Below are 18362 nucleotides of genomic sequence, written 5' to 3' on the forward strand. Positions count from 1 at the left end.
ATATCACAACAGAAAACACTACTTTCAAATAACCAATGAAGTTATATTAGTATAATTTTTAACCCCATATGCAATTATGCATAGCATATACACAAAAAGGATAGCTTCATTTTCGCGAAGCTATCCTTAAAAAATTTTCTTATTTTTTCAAATGATATGGAACTGTCGTAATAACAACATTTCTTTTATAAAGTAAATACGCACGTATAAGTAAACTGGATTGATTATGAAGAATGTTATGCCAACCTTTTTTCGGAATGAACTGTGGTATAACGACCGTAACACGGTAATTCGATTCACTTGCCTTATATTGCACTGTATCGATAAACTTCGTTAGCGGCTGAATAATACTTCTATAATGAGAATGTAATGTAACAAGCCTTACTTCAGGTTGCCACTTCTTCCATTTCTCCTCAAATTTCTTTTCCTCTTCTCTGTCAAAAGCAACATATACTGCGATAACTTGATCTGCCGAAAGCGATTTCGCATAGTTCAATGAATTTTCTACTACATGCGTCATACCTGCTACAGGAACGACAATTACATTCCCCTCAATTGGAATAAGAGGCTCGCAAGTTTTTAAACTTAATTGATCACCCACTGCATCATAATGCTTCTTAATTCTATGGAATAAGAAGATAATAACTGGTAAGAAAATAAGAATCGACCAAACTTGTGCAAATTTAGTTAAAAAGAACATGCTCATTACGATAAAACTAATAACTGCACCAATTAAATTAACCGTTAATCTTAAAGCCCATCCTTCAGGCTTTTCGCGAAGCCATTTTAATACCATCCCTGTTTGAGAAAGTGTAAATGGAATAAATACACCTACTGCATATAGTGGAATTAAATGTTCTGTTTGTCCTTGGAAAGCTACAATTAAAATAATCGAAGCAACTCCAAGTATAATAATACCGTTTGAGTAACCTAGGCGGTCTCCTCTAATCGTAAACATTCTCGGTATGAATTTATCTTTTGCAAGGTTAACCGCTAATAAAGGAAATGCAGAATAACCTGTATTAGCAGCAAGAATTAATATTAAAGCTGTTGTACCTTGTATGAAATAGTACATGAAATTACGTCCAAATGTTTGTTCAGCAATTTGAGAAACAACTGTTACTTCTTTACTCGGAGTCACTCCGTAATAATAAGCTAAAAATACAATTCCTGAAAATAACACAGCAAGTAATGCACCCATTGCAAGCAATGTTTTTGCAGCATTGTTTGGCGCAGGATCTTTAAAGTTCGGAATTGCATTTGAAATTGCTTCAACACCTGTTAAAGCAGAACTACCTGATGCAAATGCTCTTAGTAATAAAAATAAACTAATCCCTGCAACTGGTGTACCAATTGGCGCATGTAAAGTGGGTGAAACATGACCAGTTAAAATATTATATATGCCCACACCAATTAATATAAATAGTGCTAAAACGAATAAATAAACAGGATATGCTAAAACGGAAGCTGATTCCGTTACTCCCCTTAAATTTAATATCGTAATTAATATAACAAATATAACCGCAATAATTACGTTGTGTGCATGTAAGCTAGGAAACGCAGACGTAATTGCATCTGTACCAGCGGACACACTTACCGCAACAGTTAAAATATAGTCAACTAATAAAGATCCTCCAGCAATTAAGCCTGGATTCATCCCTAAATTTTCTTTTGATACAACATACGCTCCCCCGCCATGCGGATAAGCAAAAATAATTTGACGATAAGATAAAATAAGGGCTGTCAATAATACTAATACCCCAACAGCGATCGGAATGGAATACCAATAAGCGATCGCTCCAACACCTGCTAAAGCAATTAAAATTTGCTCTGGACCGTAAGCAACTGATGACAATGCGTCAGAAGATAAAATAGCTAAAGCTTTCGTTTTATTAAGCTTTTGTTCTCCAAGCTCCGTTGATTTTAACGGTCTTCCAATTAAAAATCTTTTAATAGATGAAACCAATGCTGTCCACTCTCCAATAATTTTGTACGAACTTTTCTGCTTGTTGCAGCCAGTAAACTATTTACTCAGAAAACAAAAAATGTCTACAAGCCATAGCGAAATAGACTTGTAGACATTATTTTTTTTGTCGCACAAGCTCCACCTTCCTTCTCAATATAACGCTTACGAGGTTAGCTGTCGGATTCGGGCCTATGAGTAGCCCTACCTTTTTTAAGGATTCACCCCATCGGATTATGTACTAATCCGTAAAAACGGGTCCCCCGTACCATGCGGTTTCAGCGATTTAGAAAATTGAAACTGTGGATTATAATACTCCTTTATTTTCAAAAAGTAAACAAAAATTTTTAATAAGAAAAAAATTAAAATGATTGTGCATAATCCACTGAGAAATATACATAATGAATACTAAAAAATCCGCAAAGGAGACCCCTATGTCTAAAGAAAAGAAGCCTATTTTTTCCGATTCATATTTAGATGCAGTAGCAAATGAAATTAATCAGTTATATGGTAAACGTGAACAGGAAATAAATTTGACAGATAGAACGAAAAGAAATAAATAATTTGTCATACAAAAAAATAAAAAAGATAGCAATACACTTATATATTGCTATCTTTTTTATTTTTTCATACATCTAATTCTATTACAGATCTGTTAAAGGTCATCTCTTCATACACCTTTAAATTTTGATATATAGTGCCTAATAATGGTGCCGCTATAGAAAATTGCTCTGCTACATCCAGTAAATATCCTTGCAAGTGCTTCCCTTCAATAAACGAACCCTTCTCCATATCACGTTGCATCGATGACTTCATATCATACGAAATTTTATCAATTGTTTTCATATGTTCCTGGGCAATATTAACCTTTATTGGAGCTCCTAATACTTTCATAATTTGTACAGATTCCTCAAATACATTACGGATAAAATCACGGCCGCCTTCACTTTCACGAATTGGTCCAATTGGTGCACGCATTAACGTTGTCACACCGGACATTACAGTAATAAATAAATATTTATGCCACATATCTTGCGTAATATTTTCACTTAAAACAAAACTAGATTTCGTACCTGCAAATGCTTTAGAAATATGCTTTACTCTCTCTGAATTTTGAGACTTAATTTCTCCAAACACAAGTCTGTTGGCAGCGCTAGTTTGTACAATTTCTCCTTGATCGTTTAACGTCGTCTCGATAAAGCATAAACCGCCAAGTACTTTTTCTTCGCCGAATTCTTTTTGTAATAGTGATAAATGAGCGATACCATTTAACAATGGAATGATTACAGTACCTTCGCCAACAAACGGCTTCAAATCTTGAATTGCCTCGTTTAAGTGATACGCTTTTGTTGAAAATAAAATGACATCAAATGGAGAAGTTCTCTCTTCCTTCGTTATTAATTTCGGTTGAAAGGAAAAATCCCCGTTAACACTTCGGATTACAAGTCCTCTTTCCTCTAATTGTTTTTTCCGTTTACTACGAACAAGAAATGTAACATCTTCTCCCTTTTCGACTAATCTGCCACCAAAAAATCCTCCGACTCCACCAGCGCCTAATACTAAAATCCGCATACAGCATCCCCCTTTTCAAAATACAATTTTATAACTTTTAGTATACATAACATTATACATGTCCTCTGCTAAATAAGCTGAATTTTCACTCTCAATCGAGTATAAAACAGTGGTTATTTTCAAATAAATTTGGGCATGTTGTTTCTATAGCATATATGGAAAGGAAACAATGTAGATGGAGGCAATACAAGCAATTGAGGAAAAAGATGTAGCAACAGCTATATTTCAATTTATATTCCCGTTTTCTTTTAAAGCTGGATATGAACAAAATATGTTCCCTTTCTTACAAAAAAACGATTTCCGTCCTTTTCGGCTTGATCATCTCTATGATGAAAATACATATTATGGGGAGTTTAAAGTTTCACATCAAAATATGGAAGCATACTATCTTTCATTTACAAATAAAATTCTCTTTCCTCACTCAGAGCATCAAAAGGGCTTGCAACGTTATTCAAAGGACCTTAACTTAACTGGATATTTAACAACAAACCTTATTTCAATCCCATTCAAGATACACTCTATTGATGTAACACTTTGTCCTTATGAACTTGGCTTCTTAACAATTCGAACAGAAGTAAACACTGCTCCAAACATGACTTTATCTGAAGCAATCGAATTCGCTGCTCGCTTCCGTGTACTTGAAACTAAAAATGATACAAATGAGACTATTTGTATTGAATGTAACGGAAAAAAGTATTCCCAAGTTGAAAAATTCATTTTTGGTTATTTATTTCATGGCGTAACTGATTTCTTTGAAAAGAAGAGATTAAGAAGTTCATACTTTCAAACCTTCCCTTTCTTCGAAGACCAAAGAATGTACGTCCAAACTTTATTGTCACTAAAAGAAGGTATGGAACTTAATGAAGTGGATGTTTATCGTACTTCTAGTCTTTCCGGATTAACAAGTGATGGTAAGCCATATGTGAGTGCAAATAACCTTCCTTACATTCATGACTATTTAAAAAAACACGCTTACCAGAGATGGGCTCCAAATCGTTATTTCATAATGGAAGAACATATTTTTACATGTGTAACAAATGAAGGAGAACGCGAAATCGCTAAACTTGCTAGTCAAATGTACGGGGAATTTTATTACGCTTTATTATTAAACCTATTCCATAAAATTGTTTTATTAAAAATGGCAAACGCCTATGCTGAGCTAAACATTGAACAAGATACTAATGAAATAGAGAAATTAATTTATTCGATCAATTCGTTCACTGCTAATTATTTTTCTTTAGAATTAGTATCCCAATCACAAAGTGAAGATATTTTCTTCCGCTTAAGAAAACTTTTTAATATTGAGGTTCTATACTCGAACGCGAAACAAAATCTTGATAGTTTGTTTAAATATCAAGAAAATGTCGCCTCTAAAAAAGATAGCCTCTTATTATTAATTTTAACGCTCTACTCTGTAGTGGGCCAAATGTTAGGGTTTACTATGATTGACCTTTTAAGAAACACCGATTCAAACAAAATATCGTCACCTCTTGAATTTTTCGCTCTATTAATTGCGATTAGCGGCATTGTCATTTCACTTATTTTAGGAGCCCAAAGTTTATACCAATGGGGTTTACAGCATAAACGAAGAAAAGCTTGGGTAAAACAAACTGTACTTTCTGCCGTTAAAGAGAAAGAAGATAAAAATTAAAGAAAGTTATTTTCAAATTCTTGGTGCGCTGCAGTAAGTGAAATTTTTATCAGCGATTTTCCGATTATATCGGCGCAACTCGAAATATATCAGCGATTTTTAAGATATATCGACTTACCGACAAAAACCGACAAATGACAGAACCGTATAATAAAAAAAGGGTGCTCCAAAATTAAACTTGGAGTACCCCTTTTACTATAAGAATTCAGTTTACTTCCCTGCTTCGATTTGCTCTAATGCAGCAGCTACTTGCTCTTCCGTTAATTCATGTTGTATTACGTAGCGGTTACGTGGACTTACACGACATTCATTAGAACATGCACGTAAATATTTCGCTTCGTTTTCTTCAGAACATAAAATTTTCTTATTACATTCTGGATTTGAACAGTTTACATAGCGCTCACAAGGTTCACCTGTAAAGTGGTCTTTACCAACGATAACATGTTCTTTTTGGTTTACTGGTACAGCGATACGCTCATCGAACACGTAACATTGTCCATCCCAAAGCTCACCTTGTACTTCTGGGTCTTTTCCGTACGTTACAATTCCGCCGTGAAGCTGACTTACATCTTCATAGCCTTCACGAACTAACCAACCAGAAAACTTCTCACAACGAATTCCGCCTGTACAATAAGTTAAAATCTTTTTACCTTCAAGTACTTCTTTGTTTTCACGAATCCAATCTGGTAATTCACGGAAGGATTCGATATCAGGTTTAATCGCACCTTTGAAGTGACCTAAATCAAATTCATAATCATTTCGTGCATCAATGATAACTGTATCTTCTTGTTTCATTGCTTCATAAAAATCTTTTGGCTCTAAATACTTCCCAGTTATTTCGTGCGGGTTAATGTCATCTTCTAGACGAAGTGTAACTAACTCTGGACGAGGACGCACGTGCATTTTCTTGAATGCATGACCATCAGCTTCATCTATTTTAAATACGATGCCATCGAAACGTGGATCATTGTTCATTGCTTCCATGTATTTCTCTGTTTGTTCTACAGTTCCAGAACAAGTTCCGTTAATACCTTCTTTTGCTACAAGAATTCTTCCTTTTAATTCAAGTGAATTACAAAATGCTAAATGCTCTGCCGCGAATTCTTCTGGGTTTTCAATTGTTGTGTACATGTAATATAGTAATACTCTGTATGGTTTTGTAGTTGCCAATGTATTTCTACCACCTATCTAATTTTTTAAATCATGTATAAGTTAACGTTCATATCAAAACATATATAATAAGAAAATGAATCCCATTTTCTTTTCTTTATACTATTTTCTATCAGTTAACAAAAATAAAAAACAAGATTACACACCAAAACACTATGGTTATGTTGTAATCCCAATATATTATATATCATACAAATGCAATTCCATCAATTAATATGCTGTATTATCGGCTTTATGTTCACATAAATTTCAAAAACAGCCCTTTAATTCACTATGTTTCCCCACGTCATCACACCATAAACTCCCAATTCATTTTACGTTATCACACCATCCATTGCATAAAGGCATATAATTTGCATTAAGGAAACTTTCGTGTTCAAATGAAATTACCATATAATATATTAAAATGTATTGAAATAATGAGTAAGAATAAATACAATAATTTCATCAAGTTAACATTTTAAAGGGGAAAACTACTATGAATAAAGATATAACAAAAGATGAACATCTCCCTTCTGAAAGTACAACTGTACAATCAGCTCACTTAGCTTTAAGTGGAGAAACAAAAGGCTGGAAAAGACTGTTACCATTTTTAGGACCCGCTTTTATCGCGTCCGTTGCTTATATTGATCCTGGCAACTTTGCTACAAATATCGCAGCTGGTTCACAATATGGATATTTACTATTATGGGTTATACTCGCTTCTAACTTAATGGCTGTATTAATCCAAACTTTATCAGCTAAATTAGGAATTGCTACAGGAAACAATTTACCCGAAATAGCTCGTGAAAACTTTCCAAAGCCTGTGTCTATCGGCTTATGGATACAAGGTGAACTAGTTATTATGGCTACAGATTTAGCGGAATTTATTGGAGCTGCTTTGGGGCTTTACTTACTATTTGGAATCCCGATGCTACCTGCCGCTTTAATTACTGCAGCCGGATCATTTATTATTCTTGAGTTTCAACGTAGAGGATTTCGTCCACTAGAAGCTATTATTACAGGAATGATTTTCATTGTAGTAATCGCTTTTGGGATTCAAGTTTTTTATGCAAAACCAGAATTAAGTCCCCTTCTTTCAGGACTATTTATTCCAAAATTCCAAGGTGTAGACAGTATATTACTTGCAGCAGGGATTTTAGGTGCAACAGTTATGCCACATGCAATATACTTGCATTCTGCATTAACACAACGCCGCGTGGTCGGAACAACTGACGAACAAAAGAAAAAGATTTTTCGTTTCGAATTTATCGATATTATTATTGCAATGGTTATTGCTGGAGCAATTAATGCAAGTATGTTAATTGTTGCTGCTGCACTATTCTTTAAAAACGGCTTGCACGTTGAAGATTTAGATGTTGCTTACACTCAATTTACCAATTTAGTAGGTCCTGTATCGGCTGCATTATTTGGGATTGGACTTTTATCAGCAGGACTATCTAGCTCTTCTGTCGGTACAATGTCGGGTGATATTATTATGCAAGGTTTCATTCGCATGCATATTCCGTTATACTTACGCCGATTTATTACAATGATTCCACCATTAGTTATTATCGCTTTAGGTGTAAATCCAACTTACGCTCTAGTCATGAGCCAAGTCGTCTTATCATTCGGTATTGCATTTGCGCTAGTACCACTTATTATGTTTACAAGTAACAAAAAGATTATGGGTGCACTCGTTAACCACCGTATAACAACATTTATCGCTTGGATAATTGCAGCACTCGTTATCATTTTAAATATCTTCTTACTGTATCAAACATTTGTAGGATAATGAAAAAGGGTATTCCAATTTTAATTTGGAATACCCTTTTTGGATGAAATGATTTTCTTCTAGTTACCACTTATGTATGTCCCTCTTTCCGGCATCATGACACCATTTTCAGTTCGAAAGTAAAGTGGCAATCCTTCCGCAAAAAACATACTTACCTTGGACGGATTTTGCCTTTGATGATGGATATGTAAATGTGGCTCACTTGAACTTCCTGAGTTACCGACTTGAGCAAGAAATTCTCCTTCATTTACACGTTGTCCTTCTCTAACTTTAATGGACCCTTTCTTTAAGTGGGCAAGAATCAAAAATGTCTCTGTTTCATCTATCCGTAAATATATGTAATTCCCTGCCATTGACTGAAAATCATCCAATCCGGGAATTAAATCTTTTTCATCATTATTGATTGATACAACCGTCCCAGAAGCTGGTGCCATTACTTTCGCTCCATATATTCCGTAATCCTCTAACTTACTACTTTTCACTTCAGCAGGTGGAATGAGGATATCATATGCCCACCTTTCATTTGGCTTTATAACATGATAGTTCGTTTCTAACTGATCACCGCCCCAGCCTATTAATGCTCGTTCATTCAAAGGAACACGAACTACTGCTTTAGGACTCATAGATTGTATATCTGCTGGGTAAGCAATTCTACCTATATTAGCAAACCAACCGACAGGCCAAGCTCCAATGATAGAAAACAGAATGATTAAAAATAGCGTTCTATCTATCCGCTTTCTAAAAATGCCTTTCCAAAAAAATATTATTACTGATCCTACCAAGAGGAAAACTGAAATAAAACTAAAAGCCTGAATACTCCACCAAACAAAAACTGATGTAACACCATTAGCTACATAAACTAAGATCCAACTTATAATTAAAAAAGAAACTATAATCACTAATAAAAATTTCTTCCACATGTCGCATCCCTACTCTCATATCCTTTTTCTCAATGATACAAAGTAAAAATTACGACATATAAAAGAAATACTTACGACTTTCTTACTTTTTTATACTGCGGTAATTTCACAGTGAAAACTGTTTCTTTATCGTTACTACGTACAGTTAGATCCCCTTGATGGAGCTCGGCTATACTTTTTGAAATTGCAAGCCCCATTCCTTTCCCACCAGTATAAGAACTACGTGATTTTTCACTACGATAAAATTTCTCAAAAACGTAAGGAAGGTCCTCTTCCGGAATACATTGTCCAAAATTTTTAATTTCTACTTCAACATTCATTGTTTTATTGGAAATTCCAATTGCAATTTCCTTTCCATCTTTTCCATACATAATACTATTACCTATTATATTTTCAAATAGTCTCACTATAAGTGCCACATCAACTTCTACATACAGCACTTCATCACTTTTAATATAAAAGCTCATATTAGCATCATCTAATTGTGGTACAAAGCCAATCATGATTTGTTCAATTAATGCTTTCATATCTACTTCATCTTTATGTAATTCAATCTCTCTATAATTTATTTGACAGTATTCTAATAAATCATCTACTTGATGTTTTAATTCATAACTTTTTCGCTTTAATATACTTACATACTGTTCACATTCTTCTCCATTCGAATGGAGTTTATTTCCTAACAGGTCCGCATAACCGATTAAAGATGTTACTGGCGTTCGTAAATCATGAGAAATATTACTAATCATTTCATTTTTCATTTCCTGTGATTTTTTTTCATTCTCGATAGACTCTTTTAAACTTTTGGCCATTCTATTTACATTCGTCGCTAATTCACCAATCTCGTCATTTTTTGAAATAGGTATATGTACTTCAAAATTACCATTACTTATTTCCTTCACGTTCTTATTAATTTCAGACAATCTTTTCATCATTGTTTTTGTCATACATGCAAAGTATGTCGTAGTAAAAATCAAAAAAACTATAAAGTATAAAAATGAATATTTTTCCTCTAACGCATTAACATGACTATATATATTTCCAACTAAAATTTGAAGCACTATTATACTTACAGTCGCTAACAAGATGCTACATATGAAAGCTAAAAAAAATTTCGCCCTAATACCCTGTAAAGATCTAATCTTCAATTTTATATCCGACTCCCCAAACATTTTGTATAAACTTCGGTTCTTTTGGATTCTCTTCAATTTTATTTCTCAATCTTGCAATATGAACCATTACTGTATTATTACTTTCATAGGCTCTTTCGTTCCAAACGCTCTCATATATTTCTTCAATTGTAAACACACGATTCCTTGCGGCTGCCATTAAGTGTAAAATATCATATTCAGTTTTCGTAAGATTCATTGTTTCTCCATATAACATTACAGTTCTCGACGCTTCATCTATTTCTAAACCTCTAATATTTATTTTCTTTTCCATTACTTGGACAGCATTTTGGTTGAAATATGTATACCTTCTTAATTGAGCTTTCACTCTTGCGATAAATTCAATTGTACTGAACGGCTTCACAATATAATCATCTGCCCCAGTACTAAATCCAATTACCTTATCGACATCCGATGATTTCGCGCTTAAAAACGTAATTGGTAAACTATGTTTCTCTCTAATCCTTCTACACAATTCTATCCCATCCATTTGTGGCATCATAATATCCAAAATAGCAAGTTGAATACTGTTATTATTTATTATTTCTAAAGCCTCTTCTCCGTTATGAGCACTAAAAACTTTAAAACCTTCTTGCATTAGATTCACTTTTATAAATTGAACAATATCTTGATCATCATCTACAATTAAAATTGAATTTTTCTCCATATACAAACCTCTTTTTGAAATATATTCCACAATCAATTTTATCATAAATTAAAACCATACTCCCCTCTTGAATAATCTTTATTTTCAGACTAGATTATATAATAACAACACATTCTAGTTTCAAAAGAAATGGAGTGAAAGCATGTTTCCTATATTGAAAACAGACCGACTCATTTTAAGAGAACTTACCGAAGAAGATGCACCGCGTATACTACAATGCTTTTCTAATACTAATGTACTGCGCTATTATGGCCAAAAACCGTTACAAGATATTGATCAAGTGAAGCAAATCATTCATAATTTTAAGTTGAGTTACAATGCAAGAAGCGGTATAAAATGGGGAATCGAATTAAAAGACACGAAAGAACTCATTGGTACCATTGGTTTTCACGATTGGTCTTCTGAGCATAAACGGGCCAATATAAGTTATGCCTTTTTGCCTGAACACTGGGGAAAAGGATATGCGACTGAAGCTGTTTCTGAGGTTATATCATACGGTTTCCATACGATTCATTTAAAGCGGATTGGAGCAATTGTATTTCTTGAAAATGAAGCTTCCAATAAAGTACTATTAAAATTAGGCTTTGAAAAAGAAGGCGTTCTAAAAAATTATATGTATCAAGATGATGTCCCATATGATACGAATTTTTACGCTTTATTGAAATCGGTTTAATAGAATTCATGTGTAAAAAACCTTACTTTTAAAAAGTAAGGTTTTTTGTATTTATTCATTAGCAATATAAGCATTCTTATAAGTATAAATACCACCAAATTGATGCTTTTCAATTCCTTTTACATAATCCTTTTGTACATATGCTGAGCCAATATGATAAAGCGGCGCTACCGCAGCATCTTCTAATAATACCTGCTCGGCTTCTCGCAACGCTTCCCATCGGTTTTCCGTATCTAGTACAAAATCCGTTTTCGCTTTCTTTATTAATTCATCGTAATGAACATTAGAATAATTCATTTTATTATTCGGATTCCCTGTCGTAAATAACTCTAAATAACTAATTGGGTCTTTATAGTCAGGTCCCCAATTTGCCATAGTTATATCGTAATCACCTGTTTGTTCTAACTGTAATTTTTGCTTAAATGGCTGTTGTTTAATTTGTATCGCGATTCCTTGCAAATTCTTTTCTAAATCACCTTTTATATATTCTGCCATCCGTTTTGCATTATCTTGTTCAAACGTTAAAAACTCGAGGTTTACTTGCTCTACTTCAAGCTCTTTTTTCGCTTCTTTCCAAATCTTTTGCGCATTTTGCAAATCATATGAAGAAAGATCTCCGTTTTCTTTTCTAAAATCTTTACCGGTCACTTCATTTACATGACCAACTGGTACAAGCCCGCTTGCAGGTTTTGCTCCGTTATTAATAAAGTGAGCAACAAAATCATCTTTATTTAACGCTAATGAAATAGATTGACGCACCTTTTTATTTGCTAACGCGGTATTTTTTTCATTAAAACGAAGCATGGCAATTCCAGGATCACTCGACATATGTAATTCCTTATTCCCTCTATACTTGTCTACAATTTGCGAATTAATAGGTACTCGATCCAAATCTCCGGCTTCATATAAATTTACAGCTGTCATTGTATCCTTTACGATATGAAAGTTTATTTCGTCTAATTTCACTTTCTTTCGATCCCAATATGCAGCATTCTTCTTTAATTGAAACTCTTGTTCATGCTTCCATTTTTCTAATACAAATGGCCCGTTATATATGAGATTACTAGGTTCCAATGCATAATTGTTTCCTTGTTCTTTCAAAAATGATTCATGCTGTGGTAAGTATATAGGTAGTGCTAACAACTGTAAAAAATACGGAACTGGCTGTTCCAGTTCAACTTCTAACGTATAATTATTTATTGCTTTAACCCCAAGTGCATCAAGAGGCATTGTTCCCTTATTAATCTCTTTCGCATTTTTCACATAAAAGAGCATGTATGCATATTGAGATGCCGTTTCAGGGTTAATTGCACGTTTCCATGCAAATATAAAATCATTTGCTGTTACATTATCTCCATTTGACCATTTTGCATCTTTACGCAAGTTAAATGTATATTTCTTACCATCTTCACTTCTTTTAAACGATTTTGCTACTGCTGGAGTAGGCTGATCTTGATCATTTAATACATATAACCCTTCAAATATGTTTTGCATAACGTGTGCTGATGTACCATCCATCGTTTTCGCAGTGTCCAGAGAAGGAATTTCTTCTGATACTGTTACATTTAACACTTGTTTTTTAACCTCTGTATCACTTTTATTCGCTTTATTATTACAAGCTGTTAATAATAAAGATGTAACAAGTGCCATTACCATTAAATGGCTCTTTTTTCGCTTCATGAGTTGTTCTCCTTAAGTATAAAATATTATAAAGCGTAATATATTATAGCAGAAATATGAACAGAAAGATGCGACATTCTTTTGAATATTTATTCGTTCAAGAAAAAAGCTATCCTTTTAAAAGGATAGCTTTTTCAACTGCCACATAATTAGTTATCTTTGCAAACCTCGTTTATAACGACTTGCTTCAAATATAATACGCTCTTCATCTAACGTTTTACATTCGCCATTCCAAACGACACGTTTTCCGTTAATAATTACATCGCTTATATCTTTTCCACTAGCAGCATATACAAGGTGTGATAACACTTCATCCGCTGGTTGTAAATGAGGCTTATTAGACGGATCAATCGTAATGAAATCAGCACATTTTCCAATCTCAAGTGATCCTGTTTGTTTCATCCCGATTACTTCAGCAGCTCCTTTTGTCGCAAGTGTAAGAGCTGTTTCAACTGGTAAAGCTGTTGCATCTTGGTGAATACCTTTTTGTAGTAAAGTCGCTATGCGCATTTCTTCAAACATATCTAAATTATTGTTAGATGCAACACTATCTGTTGCAATTCCTACTTTTATTCCTGCTTCTAGCATCGCTTTTACATTCGCTATACCAGAACCTAGTTTTAAATTACTATTCGGATTATGAGCTACTCGAACGTCATTTTCTGCTAAAAATGCACGCTCATCTTCATTTAATACTACACCGTGTGCAATAACTGTTGGGCGTTTAAACAATCCGCAGCTCGCTGCATATTCTACTGGACGTTTTCCATATTGTGCTTCAATATCACGTACTTCACGCTCTGTTTCAGAAAGATGGATATGAACCATCGTTTGATTCTCTACTGCAATCCGTGCGCACTCTTCTAACAATTCTGTACTACATGTATATGGACTATGTGGTGCAACCATCGTAGTTAACATGCCACTTTCGTTATAGTAACGCTTCACATATTTCTCAGCTTCTTCAATCGCTTTCTTTTCATCGTCTTTCGTTCCGAAGCTAAATAAAGTCCTTGAAACAGCAGCTCGCATCCCGCTCCTTGATACCGTTTCCATAATTGCGTCTTGATCTACTCCAATTGGATTAAACATGTCAGAGAATGATGTTGTACCACTTTTCACCATCTCAAGTAATCCTAATTCCGTACTAGCGACCGCAATTTGGGGAGTAAATTGACTTTCCAGTGGCCAAATTCTCGTCTCAAGCCACGGCTGTAATAACATATCATCGCCAATACCTCTTAGGAGACTCATTACAACGTGTGTATGTGTATTTACAAGCCCTGGTAAAACCCACTTTCCTTTCATATCAATTACTTCATCTACTTCAAAATCATTAGCGAATTCTCCGCTCTTTACATCTATAATTTGATCATTTTCTACAATGATATATCCATTTTCTATCACTTCGTTTTGTTCATTCATCGTTACAATTGTAGCGTTTACATAAGTTGTTTTCAAAAGTATTTCCCCTTTCAACTCTATGAAGTTCCCTTTAATAAGTTACCACCATTATAGTAACTTATTAAAGATTAAGAGTCAAAAGATAATTTTAATTCTTTCGTTATTTTTCCCTTCAAAATGCTATATTGCTTTTTATTTGTATCTGCAAATGCTTCTTCCCGATTTGATTCCACACCCAAGTAATTCAGGTTTTCATTGAATTGAGACTCTGTAAAATCAAACCTCTGCCCATCTATAAAGTTATAAAAATGCCACACGCCCCCTATTTTTGTCTTTATAATTTTCCCTCCACATATATCTTGAACGACTAGAGCCGTTACACCACACTGTCCCTTTGCTGGATTTTCAATTGTCCACTTTGAACTCGTTTCAATCGACCACGATTTTATTAGTGCTTCATATATTCTTTTTTCCTTTACATCATCCATTCTAATCTTCCCCTACTATTAATAGTTTTACACATCATATTTCAAAAGAGGCAGTACACGACCCTTAAAGACAGTTGATGGTGTCTCTCCTATTAACTGTGCCCCCATTTTCAAGTAATATCCTTTTGCATTCGGATCACTATCAATCGTAAAACTTTTTAATCCTAGTTCATTGGCTTTTTCTATTACGTACTCCCAAAGTATTTTCCCGTAACCTTTTCCTTTGTAATCAGGATGAATGTACAAGAAATCGAGAGCTTTATCATTACGTAAAAATGAGAAAAAACCAATCTTCGCATTATCGTTTTCTAAAACATATACAAAATTATTTTTTATGTATTCTTCTGTAATTGTTAAATCTTCCTTACAAGCAAGTATGAATTCTTCACTATAATCCCACGTTGCTTTTGATTGTAGTGCGAATTCACTTAATTCATTTGCTTCACTTAATAACGCTTCTCTTATCTTCATGATTCTTTCTCCTCACCTTCGATATGTAAACTACTAAATTGATTCGGAAAGCACTTCAAAAAACCTTTTTTTCATAAATTAGAGGTTATTTTTATAAATCTTTATTATAACCAGTACAATTTTTTTAAAGAAAAAGAACACCATCCCTAAAAGTTGGTGTTCTCTTTTTCTAAAATTTAATCTTCAAACTCACTCATTCGTTTTACTATTTCGTACGATACAAACCTATACAGTTTCTACTACCGCTTCAAGCATTGTTCCATTTTTAGCATAATTCGTATGCCAAGAAAAAGCTTTTTCTAAAATATGAGGAGTTTGTCCACCTCTTGTTTTTGCTTCTTCGTAATAAGCACGTAGTTGATCACGATACATTGGATGTGCGCAATTCTCAATAATAAGTTCCACTCTTTCTCTTGGCGCAAGTCCCCTTAAGTCGGCATACCCCTGTTCAGTAACAATAACATCTACATCATGTTCAGTATGGTCTACATGAGAAACGAAAGGAACAATACTTGAAATGTTACCACCTTTCGCAATCGATTTAGTAACAAAGATAGCTAGGCGTGCATTTCTTGCAAAATCACCAGACCCACCAATTCCATTCATCATTTTTGTACCTAAAACGTGAGTAGAGTTAACATTTCCGTATATATCTAATTCTAATGCAGTATTAATTGAGATTAATCCAAGGCGACGAATGATTTCAGGATGATTGGAAATCTCTTGCGGACGCATCATTAATTTGTCACGATATTTTTCAAAGTTAGAAAATACTTGTTGCATTTTCTCTTCAGAAAGCGTGATAGAACAACAAGAAGCAAAATTGACTTTTCCAGCATCCATAAGATCAAAAACTGCATCTTGTAAAACTTCAGAATACACTTCTAAATCTTCAAATTCTGAATCTAACATTCCATGCAATACTGCGTTAGCAACTGAACCAATTCCTGATTGTAACGGCGCTAAACGATTTGTTAATCGCCCTATTTTAACTTCTTCTCGAAGGAATTCTATTAAATGCTGTGCCATAATGACCGTTTCTTCATCCGGAGGAACAATTGTCGATGGCGAATCCAATTGATTCGTAAACACAATTCCCTTTACTTTTTCAGGATCAATTGGAATACCGATTGTTCCAATTCGGTCATCTGTTTTCACAAGCGGAATTGGAAGCCTCTCCCCTTGTTTACCTGGTTCATATAGATCATGTAGTCCCTCTAATTGCGTGGATTGAGCCATATTCATTTCAATAATAATAGACTTAGCATTTAAGGAAAACGCTAAGGAATTTCCAATTGAAGTGGTTGGAATAATCATTCCGTCCTCTGTAATCGCAACCGCTTCCAAAATAGCGAAATCTATATCCAGAACGTCAGCGCGGAGTAACTCTGCTGTATGAGATAAGTGTTGATCCACAAATAAAAAGTCTCCGTTATTAATTCCTTTTCGCATCGTCGCGTCAGCTTGGAAAGGTAATCTTTTCCCTAAAATTCCTGCCTCAGCAAATAATTTGTCTACATCCGAGCCTAAAGAAGCCCCAGTATAAACATTTACTTTAAAAGATTCATCATTCTTAACTCGGTTTACAAGCGCAAATGGGACTGCTTTTACATCACCTGCACGTGTAAACCCACTTAAGCCTAAAGTCATTCCACTTTGAATCCAGGAAGCTGCTTCTTCAGGTGTAACTACCCGATCTTTTAGACGTTGATCTCTGATTCTATCTAAATTATTCTCCATATGTAATCCCTCTCTCATTGAATATTCATAATTATTTTACACATTTACACTATCAAAATAGGGATTTTAGTATACAATAACGAAAATTCAGACAGAACAGCAAATTTAGGTTCTAAAGCAGAAAAATTTAGAATCCTAGAAGCTTACGGAAATAACTAGCGTATGATTGACTAACTGGTACTCTCTCACCATTATCCATCGAAAGTACAAAAGTAGAATGGGTATCAGGATAAATCGCTTTAATATGATTAACATTTACAATAAACGAACGGTGACATCTAATAAATGAATCTTTAGGAAGCAAGTATTCGAATTCTTGCAGAGAGTATTTATGTGTTCCTGATAACTCTTCTGAATTCACATACGTCTTTTTATCTTTAGCCTCTAAATACATAACCTTTGAAAAAGGAACTGGAATCCAGCCATCTGTTGTTTTTAAAGTAACGACTGACTTTCCATCCGTTAAAGCTGGATAAATTGCCGTTACGCACCCTTCAAGCTTTCCATTGTTTGAAAATGGTACAGCCATTCCATGATAAGGAATACCAAAAACATCCCGATTCATAAACTCAGATGTTTTTTGATTCATCACCATCGCTTTATGAGCAATCGTTCCTTCCTTTATAGGATCCCCAGCGCTAATCTTTAAATCAATTCGTTTACTTGGCCGATAGTAAATATATTCTTTCGTATTCGAAACAGCAATTGAAATTTCATCTGAAAATAATTCACCAACAACATCTAGTAATAAACCTAATGTTCTATCTTCCATTCTATTAACACCTCATTCACTATTATACTACTATTATGAACAGGCATCTGTTTCTTTATAAATAGTTTGATTTTAAATTATTTTTAAAATTAGTTTTATTCACTATTACTTCGTTACTACAAAAAACCTCACTTCAGAAAAGTGAGGTTTCCTCTCATACAATATTTCTTTATTTTTTTAACGACTCTAGAATAAGATTTATTTTTTATTAAGTAAAGTAAATTTAAGAATTTATTGCCCGTATTTCT

General features: G+C 34.1%; 16 protein-coding genes and 1 riboswitch. Of the genes, 4 read left to right on the forward strand and 12 right to left on the reverse strand.

The features are described 5' to 3' along the window. Positions 1-139: 139 nt before the first annotated feature. Positions 140-1966, reverse strand: coding sequence for an APC family permease (locus ACTFR8_RS05140; RefSeq protein ID WP_000254887.1), 1827 nt, complete (start codon positions 1964-1966; stop codon positions 140-142). 144 nt (positions 1967-2110) lie between these two features. After that, positions 2111-2257: riboswitch (cyclic di-AMP (ydaO/yuaA leader) on the reverse strand. Between the two features lie 140 nt (positions 2258-2397). Here ACTFR8_RS05140 and ACTFR8_RS05145 point away from each other — a divergent pair. Then, the gene (locus tag ACTFR8_RS05145; protein ID WP_000031873.1) at positions 2398-2526 is read left to right on the forward strand and encodes a hypothetical protein; all 129 of its coding nucleotides are present in this window, start codon (positions 2398-2400) and stop codon (positions 2524-2526) included. 64 nt (positions 2527-2590) lie between these two features. Here the strand turns inward: ACTFR8_RS05145 and panE are convergent, their stop codons facing one another. Next, positions 2591-3535, reverse strand: a complete 945-nt coding sequence (panE, locus tag ACTFR8_RS05150) for a 2-dehydropantoate 2-reductase (RefSeq protein ID WP_001221896.1) — start codon at positions 3533-3535, stop codon at positions 2591-2593. A 175-nt stretch (positions 3536-3710) separates the two neighbouring features. Here panE and ACTFR8_RS05155 point away from each other — a divergent pair, with 175 nt between their 5' ends. After that, positions 3711-5186 carry a hypothetical protein gene (locus ACTFR8_RS05155; protein ID WP_000387425.1) on the forward strand — a complete coding sequence of 492 codons (1476 nt, stop codon included), beginning with the start codon at positions 3711-3713 and terminating at the stop codon, positions 5184-5186. Between the two features lie 210 nt (positions 5187-5396). On the opposite strand, the gene trhO is transcribed toward ACTFR8_RS05155, so the two are convergent. Further along, positions 5397-6356 (reverse strand): oxygen-dependent tRNA uridine(34) hydroxylase TrhO, encoded by a 960-nt coding sequence (gene trhO / locus ACTFR8_RS05160; RefSeq protein ID WP_000246218.1) that lies wholly within the window; start codon positions 6354-6356, stop codon positions 5397-5399. A gap of 478 nt (positions 6357-6834) precedes the next feature. Between trhO and ACTFR8_RS05165 the strand changes: the two genes are divergently transcribed. Continuing rightward, positions 6835-8130, forward strand: a complete 1296-nt coding sequence (locus tag ACTFR8_RS05165) for an Nramp family divalent metal transporter (protein WP_001030677.1) — start codon at positions 6835-6837, stop codon at positions 8128-8130. A gap of 59 nt (positions 8131-8189) precedes the next feature. Here the strand turns inward: ACTFR8_RS05165 and ACTFR8_RS05170 are convergent, their stop codons facing one another. From ACTFR8_RS05170 to ACTFR8_RS05180, 3 genes are all read right to left on the reverse strand, one after another. Next, the gene (locus ACTFR8_RS05170; RefSeq protein WP_000265535.1) at positions 8190-9050 is read right to left on the reverse strand and encodes a M23 family metallopeptidase; all 861 of its coding nucleotides are present in this window, start codon (positions 9048-9050) and stop codon (positions 8190-8192) included. Positions 9051-9121: 71 nt separating this feature from the next. Beyond that, positions 9122-10222, reverse strand: a complete 1101-nt coding sequence (locus tag ACTFR8_RS05175) for a HAMP domain-containing sensor histidine kinase (protein WP_114160070.1) — start codon at positions 10220-10222, stop codon at positions 9122-9124. Continuing rightward, complete coding sequence (locus tag ACTFR8_RS05180; protein ID WP_000414527.1) at positions 10188-10886, reverse strand: response regulator transcription factor; 699 nt, start codon at positions 10884-10886, stop codon at positions 10188-10190. Before ACTFR8_RS05180 ends, ACTFR8_RS05175 begins: the two co-directional genes overlap by 35 nt. Before the next feature lie 142 nt (positions 10887-11028). On the opposite strand from ACTFR8_RS05180, the gene ACTFR8_RS05185 reads away from it, so the two are divergent. Beyond that, positions 11029-11559, forward strand: a complete 531-nt coding sequence (locus ACTFR8_RS05185) for a GNAT family N-acetyltransferase (protein ID WP_000483972.1) — start codon at positions 11029-11031, stop codon at positions 11557-11559. Positions 11560-11610: 51 nt separating this feature from the next. Here ACTFR8_RS05185 and ACTFR8_RS05190 read toward each other — a convergent pair whose 3' ends face one another. The 6 genes from ACTFR8_RS05190 to ACTFR8_RS05215 all read right to left on the reverse strand — a co-directional run bounded on the left by ACTFR8_RS05190 (position 11611) and on the right by ACTFR8_RS05215 (position 18114). Then, complete coding sequence (locus ACTFR8_RS05190; protein WP_000823519.1) at positions 11611-13239, reverse strand: peptide ABC transporter substrate-binding protein; 1629 nt, start codon at positions 13237-13239, stop codon at positions 11611-11613. A gap of 153 nt (positions 13240-13392) precedes the next feature. Next, positions 13393-14718, reverse strand: coding sequence for a bifunctional S-methyl-5'-thioadenosine deaminase/S-adenosylhomocysteine deaminase (locus ACTFR8_RS05195; RefSeq protein ID WP_002004854.1), 1326 nt, complete (start codon positions 14716-14718; stop codon positions 13393-13395). A 53-nt stretch (positions 14719-14771) separates the two neighbouring features. Beyond that, entirely contained in the window at positions 14772-15131 is a 360-nt protein-coding gene (locus ACTFR8_RS05200) for a YunG family protein (protein ID WP_000342904.1), read from the reverse strand. Between the two features lie 27 nt (positions 15132-15158). Continuing rightward, entirely contained in the window at positions 15159-15602 is a 444-nt protein-coding gene (locus ACTFR8_RS05205) for a GNAT family N-acetyltransferase (RefSeq protein WP_000701894.1), read from the reverse strand. 225 nt (positions 15603-15827) lie between these two features. Further along, positions 15828-17342 (reverse strand): acetyl-CoA hydrolase/transferase family protein, encoded by a 1515-nt coding sequence (locus tag ACTFR8_RS05210; protein ID WP_000429821.1) that lies wholly within the window; start codon positions 17340-17342, stop codon positions 15828-15830. A 127-nt stretch (positions 17343-17469) separates the two neighbouring features. Continuing rightward, positions 17470-18114, reverse strand: coding sequence for a LytTR family DNA-binding domain-containing protein (locus ACTFR8_RS05215; RefSeq protein ID WP_000390207.1), 645 nt, complete (start codon positions 18112-18114; stop codon positions 17470-17472). Positions 18115-18362 lie beyond the last annotated feature (248 nt).

Origin of the sequence: Bacillus cereus group sp. MYBK15-3 (genome assembly GCF_051916765.1) — a bacterium.
GTDB classification, from domain to species: Bacteria; Bacillota; Bacilli; order Bacillales; family Bacillaceae_G; genus Bacillus_A; species Bacillus_A cereus.